This window comes from Neobacillus cucumis (assembly GCF_023715505.1).
The window spans coordinates 52913-66872 of the sequence record NZ_JAMBOH010000011.1 but is presented as its reverse complement, the minus strand read 5'-3'; the positions used below and the strand labels follow the sequence as shown (position 1 = coordinate 66872).

The following is a 13960-nucleotide window of genomic DNA, read 5'->3' as shown; positions in this document are numbered from 1 at the left end:
AGGGGAGAATAGGAATGTTAGAATTTATTCAAATCAATGAAATCGACAATGTTGTAGTCGCCTTACAAGATCTAGCAAAAGGGCAGTCCATTCGAGTAAATGAGGATGAAGTGGTATTAAAGGAAGATGTGAAGCGAGGCCATAAGGTAGCGATAAAGGAAATAAACGAAAAGGAATATGTAATCAAGTATGGATATCCAATCGGTTATGCCACCACGTTTATTCGTGAGGGGGAGCACGTTCATACTCACAACACGAAAACAAATCTTGATGGTATTCAAGACTACCAATTTAACCAGAAGCTATCTCAAAATCCTTTTCAAAAGGAGAACCTTGTTTTTAAGGGCTTCAAACGGAAAAACGGCAAGGTTGGGATCCGTAATGAACTGTGGATTGTTCCAACAGTTGGTTGTGTAAATGGGATAGCGGAAACGATTATCAAACGTTTTGAAAAAGAAGTAGGCGATATCAGTCCTTTCGAGAATGTACTGGTGCTAAAACATAGCTATGGGTGTTCCCAGCTTGGGGATGACCATGGCAATACTCGAAGCATACTGCAGGATGCGGTCCTGCATCCTAATGCCGGTGGTGTATTGGTGCTAGGCCTAGGATGCGAGAATAATAACTTATATGATTTTAAACAAGGCCTTGGTGAATTTGATGAAGAGCGAGTGAAATTCCTCGTTTCTCAAGAGGTTTCTAATGAAATCGAGGAAGGCGTTAAGCTGTTAAAAGAAATCTATGAAAATGCCAAGCATGATAAGCGTGAAGAGGTACCATTATCCGAATTAAAAATCGGCTTGAAGTGCGGCGGATCCGATGGCTTGTCCGGAATTACAGCAAATCCGCTGCTTGGGAGATTATCTGATTTCCTTGTCGCCCAAGGAGGAACAACGGTCCTAACCGAAGTACCTGAAATGTTTGGTGCTGAAACCATTCTGATGGAACGTGCCGAAGACGAGGAAGTATTTTCAAAAACGGTTGAATTAATCAACGACTTTAAACAATACTTTATTGCGAACAACCAGCCTGTCTATGAAAATCCTTCACCAGGGAACAAAGCGGGCGGTATCACGACATTAGAGGATAAATCTCTCGGCTGCACGCAAAAAGCTGGAACATCCGTTGTTACCGACGTACTCAAATATGGTGAAAGGCTGAAGAAAAGAGGATTAAACCTTTTGAGTGCTCCCGGGAATGATCTTGTGGCTGCCTCTGCCTTGGCCTCTGCAGGCTGTCAACTAGTCCTATTTACGACTGGCCGGGGGACACCTTTTGGCACCTATGTTCCAACCATGAAGGTTTCAACGAATACGCCGCTATATGAAGCAAAGCCGCACTGGATCGACTATAATGCAGGAAAATTGCTGGAGCAGTCTCAAGATACCGTTTTGCAGGACTTTATTGACTATATCATTGAGGTAGCGAGCGGTGCTCAAGTAAATAATGAAAAGAATGATTATAGGGAAATCGCAATTTTTAAAACAGGAGTTACTTTATAAAATAAAGAATATAAAAAATGAGGTTTACTACTATCGGAGGTGCAAGACAATGGAACAGAATTTGCTTTCATTACTGGAAAGGGACAAAATCATCGCAATAATCCGAGGAATTCCAAAGGGCAGCGGGGAGAGAACAGCGGAAGCGCTGGCAGCAGGGGGAATTACATTTTTAGAGGTGACATTAAACACAGATGGAGCTCTTCATATGATTGATGAAATCAGAGGGAAATTTGGAGACCGTCTTAGGGTTGGAGCGGGAACAGTATTAAATCTTAAAATGGCAAAAGAAGCAGTTCAATCTGGGGCTGAATATATCATCTCGCCTAATCTTGATGAAGAAGTATTAGCTTATGGACTGGATCATGGTGTGGAGGTATGGCCAGGAACGATGACTCCTTCAGAGATTGTCCGCGCCTATAATCTTGGAGCAAAAGCCGTAAAGGTATTCCCGATAGGGTCCCTTGGCGTGAAATATATTAAGGATTTAAAAGCTCCACTTAATCATATCCCCATGGTTGCGACGGGGGGCGTCGATTTAACTAATATCAAGGAAGTACTTGGCTATGGAGCAGCTGCCGTTGGTCTTGGCGGAAACCTTGTCAATAATAGCCTGATTCAAAAGGGTGATTTTGAGCAAATTACCCAGATGGCCGCACAGTATACTAAACTTGCCAATGAGGTAGAGTTACATGCAGTCAAATAGCAAAGTAGATGTTGTGACACTTGGCGAAAGTATGGTCCTTTTTCAGCCGATTGGCGAAAAGGGAGTAAAGTATGAATCTCTTTTTACAAAGTCATTGGCAGGAGCAGAATCCAATGTTTCCATTGGACTAACACGTTTAGGTAAAAAGGTTAGGTGGGTAAGTAAGCTAGGGAAGGATCCATTTGGGGATTTCATCTTGTCCACACTTGCTGGGGAAGGTGTGGAGGTATCTCAGGTCATCCGTGATGAACATTTACCGACCGCTGTTTATTTTAAGGAAACCAAAAGTTACGGCGACCCGACTGTATATTATTATCGAAAAAACTCAGCCGCTAGCCATATTCATCCATCCGATGTAAGTATGGATTGGTTAGTGGGGGCAAAGCACCTCCATGTGACAGGGATTACACCGGCACTGAGTGAAAGCGCTGCTGCAGCGGTTCGGAGAACAATGGAGCTGGCCAAAGAAATGGGGTTAACGATTTCTTTGGACCCTAATTTGCGGAGAAAGCTTTGGAGTGAGGAAGAAGCAAGAAAAGTGCTGCTTTCGCTTATCCCACTATGTGATGTGTTTCTTCCGGGACTAGAGGAAGCAGAGGTACTAGTTGGACCACAATCCATGGAAGAGTATGGGGAAAAGTTTCTTAAAATGGGGGCGAAAGTGGTTGCTTTAAAGCTTGGTGCTGAGGGTTCGATTGGATTTATAGAGGGGGAAACAGTGAATGCGGCTCCGCATGTCGTTCATCAAGTCATTGACACAGTTGGAGCTGGAGATGCTTTTGCTGCAGGATTTCTCTCTGTATTTTTGGATGAGCAAGATGCGATGACACCATCGTCCTTGGAAAAGGCTTTAAGCAGAGCAAATATATTGGGAGCCTTGGCCACCCAATTTAAAGGGGATTGGGAAGGCATTCCGACGGTAGACGAGTTAAATGCATTGGAAACAGGAAAGCTGGAAGTAAAAAGATAAATCAAATTCACGCAACTATCATAAAACATGAATGCATAGGGCATTGGGGTTTTATGATAGTTTTTTTATGTAAAAACAAAGATATCGGACCTTTAGGTCTATTCCAATACCTTATATGAGTATAATTATAGGGCTTTTTCATATTTTTATGATTGTAATTTGTAGTTCGTTTGTACTATTGAAATGCTAGCCATATTTCCATGAAAACTCCTGAGCCTTTTTGTTGCTATTTACTCTATTTTTACATATTATTAATCCGAGATAATCATTTTCAAGAATATCGAAAGGGAGATTTAATATCAATGAATATATTAGTAGTAAAAGCAAACAACCGTCCAGCTTCTGAAGCTGTTTCTAGTAAAATGTATGAGACTTTCATGGAGAACCTAGAAGGTGTGAATGTCACCACTTATGATGTATTTGCAGAAGATATGCCATACTTTGGCCAGGATTTATTCAACGCTTTTGGTAAATTACAATCTGGTGAAGAGTTAACAGATCTAGAACAACGTATCTTAGCAGCAAAACAAAAAGCTATGGATGCTCTTTCTGCAGCAGATGTTGTTGTATTTGCTTTCCCGCTATGGAACTTAACGATTCCTGCTAAATTACAAACATTTATCGACTATGTATACGCTGCAGGCTTCGCATTCAAATACAGCGAAACAGGTCAATTAATCAGCTTAATGCCTGACAAAAAAGCCGTTATCCTAAGTGCACGCGGCGGTATTTACTCTACACCTGAAACGGCTCCAATGGAAATGGCTGCTACTTATATCAAAAATGTTTTTGGCGGCGTATTCGGTATGGAAATCGCTGATGAAGTGATTATCGAAGGTCATAATGCAGCACCAGATCAAGCACAAACGATTATTGCTGAAGGCTTAGCAAAAGTCGCAGAAGTAGCAAAGCGTTTCTCAGCTGTTAAAGCTTAATTACAATATTAGTAGGTACACTAAAGCACCCCTTGTTTTAGAACAAGAGGTGCTTTTTTCCTCTATAATAAAGTGGCTTGAGATTGTGATTCCTTCAAATGAAAACTAACTTAGAAACCTACCTTTGTCTGAAAGGTAGGTTTTTTATTATATATGGCAATAATTTAGAAAAAGAGGTTGCGGAGGATTTTCCTAATGGCTGAATTGAAATATTTAGAACCTACTGAGCTGCTTGAAAAAATATATGCCACGCTGTGTTCGGAGTATGAGGATGCCGAGCACTACAAAGATGAAAAGGATCAAAGTGAGATAGACGTTACCAAGAGAAGGTTGACGAAAAAAATATTTAACGAGTTTGTGGTGGATGAAGAGTATTTTTTAACGATGGATTCGGACGTGTTTAATGAAAGATACCATTTATATGAGGAGGATTTTTTGCGGTTGATTAAGCAATGCAGTGAGAATCGAGTCGAGTATGAGACCTTTGTGCAAATTATCGACGACCTCATTGCCAGTGCCAAATTTCGGCTTCATGCGTTTGAGCAGTTGACGGAGGAAATTCAAAAATTACAAGAAGTGGATGAACAGGAGGAGTCCGAGGAAGAAAGTGAGGAGGCGGATGAGAAATAATTGGCCTAAAGTGGGTGGGGGGATTGTGGATAGGATGTTTAAATGTTTGTCGGCATGTTTAGCGTCTGTTATCGACCACTCTTAAGAAACAACAACTGTTTCAAAAAAATACCAACCACTTTTGGACTTTACCACCCAATGGTTAAATTCAAACACAACCAGTAACAAATATCGCACCGGTTTTATTCCACATCTAGTATTAGAAAGGTTAATAGAGTTATATAAGTTAGATTAAATGTAAGATGAGATAAAAAGAGGGTTGCCTTCATTTTCTAATGAGGTCGCCCTTTACGTTTATTCAGGAATCGAAATATTGGAAAATTACTTTGAGAGTTTGTTGGTTCATAATGGATTTTTTAGTATTACTTGTTAAATAGAGTGATTTTATTACAATATGTTAGAACAAAGATTTGTCTAAAATGGAGTTCAGCACAATTTTGTATAATTACTAAGACATCATTTGTTCCCAATACGTTGTCTCTGTGAAAGCGTTTTATTATATGATGATTACAGGAGGTTAAGCCAATGATGATTGAAAAACGTCCGGCACTCTTATTGAACCATTTTTTAAAAGTGAAGCATACTACCATGAATCAAATGATGGTGGCTACTCAATTAACCAAACGGCAAATCTCCTATGACCTTGAAAAAGTGAATCAATGGTTGAAGGAGAAAGAACTACCGCCAATCCAATACAAGGGCATTCATACTATTGAGGTGCCGGAGTTGGTCTTGGAATATTTTCGGAAGCAGCACACGAACTTAAAAGAGCGGGACTTTATTTTAACAGAAGAGGAACGCTTATCGGTCATCTACCTTTATCTGTTTATACGAACTGAACCAATTTCATCTATTCATTTAATCCAGCTTTTACAAGTTAGTAAGAATACGGTCATTTCAGATGTGAAACGGGCCAACGAATTTAATCGTCCTTTTTTGGTGGAGATTTGTTATACAAGGCAAAAGGGCTACCATTTAAAGGGAACAGAATTTGATAAAAGGGTACTAGTAATGCACTGTCTATCAAAATTAATCCATGTCCCCTACTTTGAAAGACTTATTAATCATCTATTACCTGAGAAAAATGGGCACATCCTTTATGAGAGATTGCAAGAAACACTTAATCAAATGGAAAAGCATAATAACCTCCATTTTGTTGAAGAACGTTTACAGCAATTTGCCTATTTCCTTATTTTTTATTACTACCGTTTGCAAGAATTAAAGTTTGCCAAATTTCATTTGGATGAAATGACATTATTAAAAAAAGACCCAATGTGGAGTGTAGCTAGCCAGTTAAGTGAGCAGTTACCATTTGAAGAAGAGGAATCTGAGTTATGCTACATCACTATTCAATTACTTGGTTTGTCACTCGGTAGAAGTTCTACTAAGGAGAATGGTCAGGATTTACTATTTAAACTATGCGAGCAGCTTGTTTTTGATTTTGAATCCAAGGCCTGCATTGTTTTTGAAAAAAAGGATGATGTGGTTCAAACGTTATACCAGCATTTGAGGCCTGCCTATTTTCGAATGAAATATCGTATTCCTATTGATAATCCGCTCTTGAATCAAATTAAGAGTGAACATAAAGAGCTATATACCATTGTGAAAGAAATTCTTCATCCGATCGGATTGCTGTTAGGAATCACTATTCCTGAAGAGGAAATAGGTTTTATTACCATTCATTTTGGTGCTCTGTTAGAAAAGCCGAAGCAGGCACTGCCAAAAAAGAAAAAAGCCATTGTGGTTTGCCCGAGTGGGATTAGTTCATCTCTCATGGTTAAACATCAGCTTGAGTCACTATTTTCAGAGATTAGCGTGGAAAAGACATTATCCTTGCAAGAGTTCAAGGAGAATCGGTGTGATCGCTATGATTTAGTATTTTCAACAGTAAAGCTTGATTCCAAACTTCCTTGTTTCTATGTAAAGCCCATCATGACACCAATTGAAAAAAATAACTTGGTCACAGAAGTTTATCAGTATCTGTTTGGAGTTCAATATCACGATATCTCGTTGAAGGAACTGATACAAACAATTGGTAAATTCGCCCATATATATGATGAAAATGGGTTGAAGCAAGCATTAAGTCAAATGACATTTCATAAAAAAGTAGAGGTTATTAGGGGGAGACAACCAGTGTTACAAGATTTATTACAAGATGAAACCATTCAAGTAATCAAAGAGCTTTCTGATTGGGAGGAGGCTGTAAAAGTAGTTGCAAATCCATTGCTAATGAAAGGAATTATCGAGCCATCCTATATTACGGCGATGATTGAAAATATTAAGACATTGGGTGCTTACGTCGTGATAGGTCCTGAAGTGGCGATCCCGCATGCACGTCCAGAAACGGGAGTTAATCAGGTCGGCATGAGCTTTTTAAAGCTTCATCAACCAGTGAACTTTTTAAATGACGAAAAGTATCCGGTTCGCCTGCTGTTTTGTATTGCGGCGGTCGATAATACAACCCATCTTAAGGCACTTTCGCAGTTAACCAGGCTCCTTAGTGATAAAAATAATATTGAACTTCTAAAACAAGTAGATTCGATGGAAGAGATTGTTGGCTTATTTAAGCAATACTCTGAGGTCGGTTGATTACCTGGCACTTCATTGGGTTTAACAGAAAAATAGATTGTGATTCTAGTAAGGGACTATACAAAAATTGGAGGAATTATTATGAAAATTATGGCCGTGTGTGGATCAGGTTTAGGAAGCAGCTTTATGTTAGAGATGAATGTTCAACAAATTTTAGCGGAGTTGGGGTTAGGTGGGATTGAAGTGGAGCATACCGACCTAAGCTCAGCAACTCCAGCTGATGCAGACGTATTTATTGCGACAAAAGATATTGCAGAAGGAATGGGGCACTTAGGCGAGGTAATCGTGATTGACAGCATTATTGATATGGATGGCATTCGCGTGAAACTTAAGGATGTGCTTGAACAAAAGGGACTACTCTAAGAAATATGCAAATATTGATTTGTTTTCAATAAAAGGAGGCTTTTATTATGGGGGAAAGAATTCTTAAGCTGGTTATGGATATTCTAAGTCAACCAGCAGTATTGGTTGCGTTAATTGCACTTATCGGTCTTCTCATTCAGAAAAAGCCTACGAGTGACGTTATCAAAGGAACCGTCAAAACATTCTTGGGTTTCCTAGTCATTTCCGCGGGAGCAGATATTATCGTGGCATCCCTTGATCCCTTCGGGAAAATGTTCCAACAGGCGTTTCATGTAAAAGGTGTGGTTCCGAATAATGAAGCCATCGTTGCCATGGCGTTAAAAGAATATGGTAGTATCACCGCTTTTATTATGTTTTTTGGGATGTTAGCCAATATTTTAATTGCAAGGTTTACTAGATTAAAATATATCTTTTTAACTGGCCATCATACCTTATATATGGCTTGTATGCTAGCGGTAATCCTTGCGGTATCCGGCTTAAAAGGGGTTCCACTCGTTGTGGTTGGTTCTCTCGCACTAGGTTTAATCATGGCAGTTTTCCCAGCAATCTGTCAGCCTTTCATGAGAAAAATTACGGGTAATGATAGTATCGGATTTGGACATTTTTCAAGCTTAGGATATGTACTTTCGGGTCTTGTGGGGAAGGTAGTTGGAAAGAATTCAAAATCAACTGAAAAAATTAATTTCCCTAAAGGATTAGGATTCTTACGTGATAGCTCTGTAACGATTGCCTTAACCATGATCATTCTCTATGTCATTATCGCTCTATTTGCTGGTCCATCTTATATTGAAAAAGAGCTTAGCGGCGGCACTCATTATCTTGTTTTCTCTCTTATCCAGGCCGTTAAATTCGCTGCAGGTGTATTCGTCATCCTATCAGGTGTTCGTCTTGTGTTAGCCGAAATTGTTCCTGCATTCAAAGGAATTTCAACAAGGCTTGTACCAAACTCCAAGCCAGCTTTGGATTGCCCAATTGTTTTCCCTTATGCACCAAATGCAGTGTTAATTGGATTCTTCTGCAGCTTCCTTGGCGGGATTGTCGGAATGGTTATTCTAGGATTTACAGGTGCGATTATTATTCTTCCAGGAGTAGTACCACACTTCTTTACAGGGGCAACCGCAGGTGTATTTGGTAACTCTACAGGTGGTATTCGCGGAGCAACCATTGGAGCGTTCGCCAATGGTTTATTAATAACTTTCCTTCCAGTTTTCTTAATGCCAGTTCTTGGCGATCTAGGTTTTGCAAGTACTACTTTCTCAGATGCAGACTTTGCTGCATCCGGTATTGTTCTTGGAAATATTGCACACTCATTAGGCTCTACAGGTGTAACAGTTACTGTTGTTGGATTGGTATTAGTTGCTTTAGGATTTGGTTTTTTCAAAAAGGACAAAGCTGACCAAAGTACTCAAATCGGAGCTTAATGGATGTAAAAATGGATAAAAGCACAACGGGGCGGAGCAGCAATTCGTTTTAGCTGTCTCCCCTGCAATGCTTTTCTTTTTTTGCAAAAAAAGGGTGCCTTTTGCACCTGAATGGAAAAAAGGAGGATTTAGGATGAGTAGTAGTCTTCAAAAAGTAGAAAGATTTCGGGATGAAATTCGTTTAATGACATTAAAGGAACTCCACCATCTTGGCTTTGGTCATTATGGCGGCAGTTTATCGATTGTAGAGGCCTTGGCCGTATTATATGGTGAAGTGATGAAAGTGGACCCGGATAATCCTAATTGGGAGGAACGGGATTACTTCATTTTGTCGAAGGGGCATGGCGGTCCGGGTCTTTATGCGACCTTGGCGCTGAAGGGGTACTTCCCTGTTGATGTACTATATACTCTCAATCAAAACGGAACCACTCTCCCATCACATCCAGACCGCAATTTAACGCCGGGTGTTGATATGACAACGGGTTCCCTAGGGCAGGGAATTTCAGCGGCTGTAGGAGTAGCGCTTTCACATAAACTTTCTAATAAAGATAATTTTACCTATTGTATTGTGGGAGATGGCGAACTAAATGAAGGTGAGTGCTGGGAAGCTTTTCAATTTGCCGCTCATCATAAATTAAACCACCTCTTTGTATTGGTGGATGATAATAAAAAACAATTAGATGGTCCGACAAAGGATATTATTGACCCGCTAGATTTTGAAGAGAAATTTAATGCGTTTGGATTTTATACGATGAAGGTTGACGGCCGTTCGTTGGAACAAATCTATGGTGCTATTCAAAGGGGGAAAGAACAGTCCAACAAACCGGTGGCGATTATTTTAGATACGATTAAAGCACAAGGTGTTCCATATTTAGAGGAAAAGGCTGATAACCATCATATCCGTCCAAGTCATGATGATGAAGAGGCAATATTAGCTGTCATTAATGAATTAGAGAACAAACTTGGAAAGGTTGTGTCTTAATGATTCAAACAGCATCTAAAACCTATGAAATTGAAAATATGGAAATGCGTCAGATGTATGCCAATACCATTCTTGAATTAGCTCAAAAAAATCCCAATGTCATTGCATTAGAAGCAGATTTAATGAGCGCGATTTCTACCAGTAAGATTGCCAAGCAGATTCCAAACCAACTCATTAATTGTGGGATTATGGAAGCTAATATGATGGGGGTTGCGGCGGGTCTGTCGCTTACGGGAAAAATTCCTTATGTGCATACATTTGGCCAGTTTGCTACAAGAAGGGCCTTTGACCAATTGTTTGTTTCGGGGGCATATGCCAAAACAAATATTAAAATCTTAGGCTCAGATGCAGGAGTAACAGCTGAGCATAACGGCGGCACACATATGACATTTGAAGACTTGGGCCTTGTTCGTTTGATTCCAAATACGGTTGTCTATGAAGTAAGTGATTCTACCATGTTAGGATATTTGCTGCGTAAAATTGAAAAAGAGCATGGCATCCATTATATTCGGACCATCCGTAAAAATGCTTTTAAAATTTACAATGATGGGGAAACATTTGAAACGGGGAAAGGCAAAGTACTTCGTGAGGGTAGAGATGTGACCATTATTGCCAGCGGTATTATGGTGGCAGAATCGTTAAAGGCAGCAGACCAACTTAAAAAACAAAGAATCGAAGCAACCGTGATTGATATGTTTTCCATCAAACCAATTGACCGAGAATTGATTGTTGAATATGCTGAAAAAACAAAGGCTGTGGTTACTGCCGAAAATCATAATGTGATTGGCGGTTTGGGAAGTGCAGTTGCTGAGGTATTAAGCGAACATTGCCCAACTAAAATGAAACGGATTGGCGTGCGAGAAAAATTCGGCCAGGTTGGAAAAGTAGACTATTTAAAAGGAGTCTATCAATTAACGGAGAAAGATATTGCTGAGGCTGCTCTTAGCTTGATTTAAGTTTGGAAGCATTGGGACGGTTCCCATGCTTCCAAATAGATGGAGGCCGGTTTCAATGCGAACCTGGCCTCCATGTTATTAAGTTAGTTCATAATCGGTTACGTCACGGTTTATTACTCTTGCTCCTTTTGAAGCCACTAGCTCCCCACTGGCAGTAGTGAATAATCGACTGTAATACTCTGTACCATAGTAAGTTTTACCACTTCCTCATTAACCGGCTCCTTTGGATTATCAATCGAAATGCAGCAGTCTTATCAAACTCCGCACCAACTGCAATTCCAACGTCTTTGCCATTTATCATCGTCCCCTCCTTATCCCTGTTTTAAAGGTGTTGGTGTTGCTAATGGTGTCAGGCACCAGACTCTATCATTACCACCAGACTCCTGCTAGAATAATAGTTGTAGCTTTACGTTTATTTTTCCAGTTAAGGATAAATTAAGGAAGCTAGTATATATTTAGTAATTAGAGAGAATTATAAGGGGATAACCAAAGTGAATCGATTGAAAAATAGAATCATTTCTTCTGCTTTTGCACTTGGGGTCATCAGTGCAGCTATTTTTGTATTACCTTCCAACTCTTATGCCCAAACTCCGTTAAATGTACCGCTGATCTCACAATTGCCGGAATTGAAGAATGGCTGCGAGGTTACGAGTTTATCCATGCTGCTTCGTTACAAAGGAATAAATGTTTCGAAAATGACACTGGCTACTCAAGTGAAAAAAGACCCGACGCCTTACCGAGTATCAGGGAATACGACCTACTGGGGGAACCCGAATACAGGCTTTGTCGGGGACATCACCGGGCGTTCCATCGGGTATTCTGTTTATCATGGCCCCGTCTATCAGTTAGCAAAAAGGTATACGAATGTCATCGATCTAACAGGAAGTTCGTTTGATGTCATTTTAAAACAGTTAAGCAAAGGGAAACCGGTCTGGGTAATTTCAACGAGCACTTTCAATACAGTGCCGAGCAGTCAATGGAGAACGATCCAAACGCCGACCGGGCCGATTCGAATGACCTTTCATGAGCATAGTGTCCTGCTTACCGGTTATGACCAAAATTACGTCTACTTCAACGATCCGCTTGCGAACATCAAAAATCGCAAGGTATCCCGAGCGTCCTTCATTAGAGGCTGGGAGCAATTTGGCAGACAGGCGATCACCTATGGATCTTCAAAAGGCGTACTCGACAAACCGGGCACAGGTGCGACCATCAATGAAACTTACAATCTATCAGGCTGGTTTTTAGATGAGAGCGGTGTTTCTAAGATTGAAGTATTGGTCGACGGAAAAGTGGTCGGTCAAGCCACCTATGGCGATTCAAGAGCGGATATAAAAAAGGCTTATCCTGACTACAACAATGGGAATGCAGGTTTCCATTATGCATTGGACACGAAGAAATTGAGTAACGGAAAGCATACCATAACGGTTAAGGAAACAGGTAAAAATGGCTGGACCAGTACATTACCTGGAAAGGTTGTCAACATTTCAAATGCACAAGGAGTATTGGATACTCCAGCAGCCAATGAGAAAATCAAGGGGCAGTATAACGTAAAAGGCTGGTATTTAGACCCAAGCGGCGTCTCCAAGATTGAAATTTTGATAGACGGAAAAGTGGTTGGTCAAGCTTTTTACGGCATTTCTAGATTGGATGTAAAAAAGGCTTATCCTTCTTACAACAATGCTAATGCTGGTTATCATTATGTTCTAGACACAACCAAATTTGGGGATGGAGTGCATTCGATTACGGTTAGGGAAACCGGAAGAAATGGTTTAGTTTCCACATTGCCCCAAAAAGCATTCACGATTACCAATGTCAGGGGAAATCTTGATCAGCCGGTATCAGGCAGTACCATCAACGGCAGCAAAACCATTTCCGGTTGGATATTAGATATGAGCGGTGTATCGAAAATTGAGGTACTTGTGGACGGGAAGGTCGTCGGCCAAGCGGTTTACGGGGATGCCAGACCAGATGTGAAAAGGGACTTTCCTGACTTAAATAATGGAAATGCCGGTTATCATTATGTGCTAAACACGACAGGATTTAGCAATGGAAAGCATACCATCACTGTCAGGGAAATGGGGAAAACTGGCAGGATCACCACGTTGTCTGGAAGAGTTGTCACTTTCTCTAACTAGTATGTAGAGGCTGATTCGTATACGAATCGGCCTCTATTACTTTTAGTCATGTCAAAGCCTAACTCTCAAGCCCGGCACGAAGTTTTCTGAGGGCACTCATCTTCCACTGTTTCACAGCGGAAACTGAAACCTTCTCGCGGGCAGCGATTTCCTTTACAGATAAATCCTCCACAAAGGTTGCCACTACCCATTTGGTTTCCTTTTCCGATAAGCCATCACAATAGGATAGGAGCTGCTCCTCCTCAAGCGGTATTTCGGAGCAACTCCCTTCGATCATTTCCCAATACTCCTCTTTCGGATACACATTTTCAGCCTCATAACGGGAGCGTTTCGTCAGTTCGAGTAAGAGCTTCCCTTTTATATAGCTATATGCATAATTCGTGAAGTTTCCCTTTTCGGGGTTAAAGCCCTTTTGTGCCTCCCAGAGTCCAATTAACGCAGTTTGATAGAAATCTTCCCGGTTACGGTAAATCGATAAAGACTGTAAAATTCGATGAATCATCGGCGTGTATTGTTCTACTAAACTGTCAAAGTTATCCACTTCTAGATCCTTTCGGGACCCGCGCGCGTTCCAATCAATTCCTAGGTAGCTCTACCATAACGGGAAATGAGATTTCCATCGAATTCCAAAATTTTTAATTTGAGAGGGAAAACGAGATGATATCACCACTTTTGTGGCTCAAATAAGAAATTCTGAGGCGATTTTTGAAATTTTAAACGAATTCTATATGAATTTAACTAAAGGTTTTCTGTTCTCAAATCATTGCCTGG

At 40.5% G+C, this 13960-nt stretch carries 12 protein-coding genes; 11 read left to right on the top strand and 1 reads right to left on the bottom strand.

From position 1 onward, the window contains the following. The first annotated feature begins 14 nt into the window (after window positions 1-14). From M3226_RS16770 to M3226_RS16720, 11 genes are all read left to right on the top strand, one after another. Entirely contained in the window at window positions 15-1502 is a 1488-nt protein-coding gene (locus M3226_RS16770; RefSeq protein ID WP_251567081.1) for a UxaA family hydrolase, read from the top strand. A gap of 49 nt (window positions 1503-1551) precedes the next feature. After that, window positions 1552-2205, top strand: a complete 654-nt coding sequence (locus M3226_RS16765; protein ID WP_251567080.1) for a bifunctional 4-hydroxy-2-oxoglutarate aldolase/2-dehydro-3-deoxy-phosphogluconate aldolase — start codon at window positions 1552-1554, stop codon at window positions 2203-2205. Continuing rightward, a complete protein-coding gene (locus tag M3226_RS16760) occupies window positions 2192-3175 on the top strand; it encodes a sugar kinase (RefSeq protein ID WP_251567078.1) in 984 nt (327 codons plus the stop codon). Before M3226_RS16765 ends, M3226_RS16760 begins: the two co-directional genes overlap by 14 nt. A gap of 302 nt (window positions 3176-3477) precedes the next feature. After that, window positions 3478-4110, top strand: coding sequence for an FMN-dependent NADH-azoreductase (locus tag M3226_RS16755; RefSeq protein ID WP_251567076.1), 633 nt, complete (start codon window positions 3478-3480; stop codon window positions 4108-4110). 195 nt (window positions 4111-4305) lie between these two features. Continuing rightward, window positions 4306-4740, top strand: a complete 435-nt coding sequence (locus tag M3226_RS16750; RefSeq protein WP_251567067.1) for a hypothetical protein — start codon at window positions 4306-4308, stop codon at window positions 4738-4740. Window positions 4741-5265: 525 nt separating this feature from the next. Continuing rightward, on the top strand, window positions 5266-7329 hold the full coding sequence (locus M3226_RS16745) for a BglG family transcription antiterminator (protein WP_251567065.1): 2064 nt from the start codon (window positions 5266-5268) through the stop codon (window positions 7327-7329). A gap of 81 nt (window positions 7330-7410) precedes the next feature. Next, entirely contained in the window at window positions 7411-7692 is a 282-nt protein-coding gene (locus tag M3226_RS16740; RefSeq protein ID WP_251567063.1) for a PTS sugar transporter subunit IIB, read from the top strand. Window positions 7693-7739: 47 nt separating this feature from the next. Then, window positions 7740-9113, top strand: coding sequence for a PTS ascorbate transporter subunit IIC (locus tag M3226_RS16735; protein ID WP_251567061.1), 1374 nt, complete (start codon window positions 7740-7742; stop codon window positions 9111-9113). A 133-nt stretch (window positions 9114-9246) separates the two neighbouring features. After that, on the top strand, window positions 9247-10095 hold the full coding sequence (locus tag M3226_RS16730; protein ID WP_251567059.1) for a transketolase: 849 nt from the start codon (window positions 9247-9249) through the stop codon (window positions 10093-10095). Continuing rightward, window positions 10095-11051 carry a transketolase family protein gene (locus tag M3226_RS16725; protein WP_251567057.1) on the top strand — a complete coding sequence of 319 codons (957 nt, stop codon included), beginning with the start codon at window positions 10095-10097 and terminating at the stop codon, window positions 11049-11051. Before M3226_RS16730 ends, M3226_RS16725 begins: the two co-directional genes overlap by 1 nt. 491 nt (window positions 11052-11542) lie before the next feature. Further along, window positions 11543-13189, top strand: coding sequence for a C39 family peptidase (locus M3226_RS16720; protein WP_251567055.1), 1647 nt, complete (start codon window positions 11543-11545; stop codon window positions 13187-13189). A gap of 58 nt (window positions 13190-13247) precedes the next feature. Here M3226_RS16720 and M3226_RS16715 read toward each other — a convergent pair whose 3' ends face one another. Continuing rightward, window positions 13248-13730, bottom strand: coding sequence for a sigma-70 family RNA polymerase sigma factor (locus tag M3226_RS16715; RefSeq protein WP_251567053.1), 483 nt, complete (start codon window positions 13728-13730; stop codon window positions 13248-13250). Window positions 13731-13960: the final 230 nt, after the last annotated feature.

Excerpts from the sequence above, each read along its gene's own strand:
- M3226_RS16770 (WP_251567081.1), top strand. The coding sequence starts at position 15 with ATGTTAGAATTTATTCAAATCAATGAAATCGACAATGTTGTAGTCGCC.
- M3226_RS16765 (WP_251567080.1), top strand. The coding sequence starts at position 1,552 with ATGGAACAGAATTTGCTTTCATTACTGGAAAGGGACAAAATCATCGCA.
- M3226_RS16760 (WP_251567078.1), top strand. The coding sequence starts at position 2,192 with ATGCAGTCAAATAGCAAAGTAGATGTTGTGACACTTGGCGAAAGTATG.
- M3226_RS16755 (WP_251567076.1), top strand. The coding sequence starts at position 3,478 with ATGAATATATTAGTAGTAAAAGCAAACAACCGTCCAGCTTCTGAAGCT.
- M3226_RS16750 (WP_251567067.1), top strand. The coding sequence starts at position 4,306 with ATGGCTGAATTGAAATATTTAGAACCTACTGAGCTGCTTGAAAAAATA.
- M3226_RS16745 (WP_251567065.1), top strand. The coding sequence starts at position 5,266 with ATGATGATTGAAAAACGTCCGGCACTCTTATTGAACCATTTTTTAAAA.
- M3226_RS16740 (WP_251567063.1), top strand. The coding sequence starts at position 7,411 with ATGAAAATTATGGCCGTGTGTGGATCAGGTTTAGGAAGCAGCTTTATG.
- M3226_RS16735 (WP_251567061.1), top strand. The coding sequence starts at position 7,740 with ATGGGGGAAAGAATTCTTAAGCTGGTTATGGATATTCTAAGTCAACCA.
- M3226_RS16730 (WP_251567059.1), top strand. The coding sequence starts at position 9,247 with ATGAGTAGTAGTCTTCAAAAAGTAGAAAGATTTCGGGATGAAATTCGT.
- M3226_RS16725 (WP_251567057.1), top strand. The coding sequence starts at position 10,095 with ATGATTCAAACAGCATCTAAAACCTATGAAATTGAAAATATGGAAATG.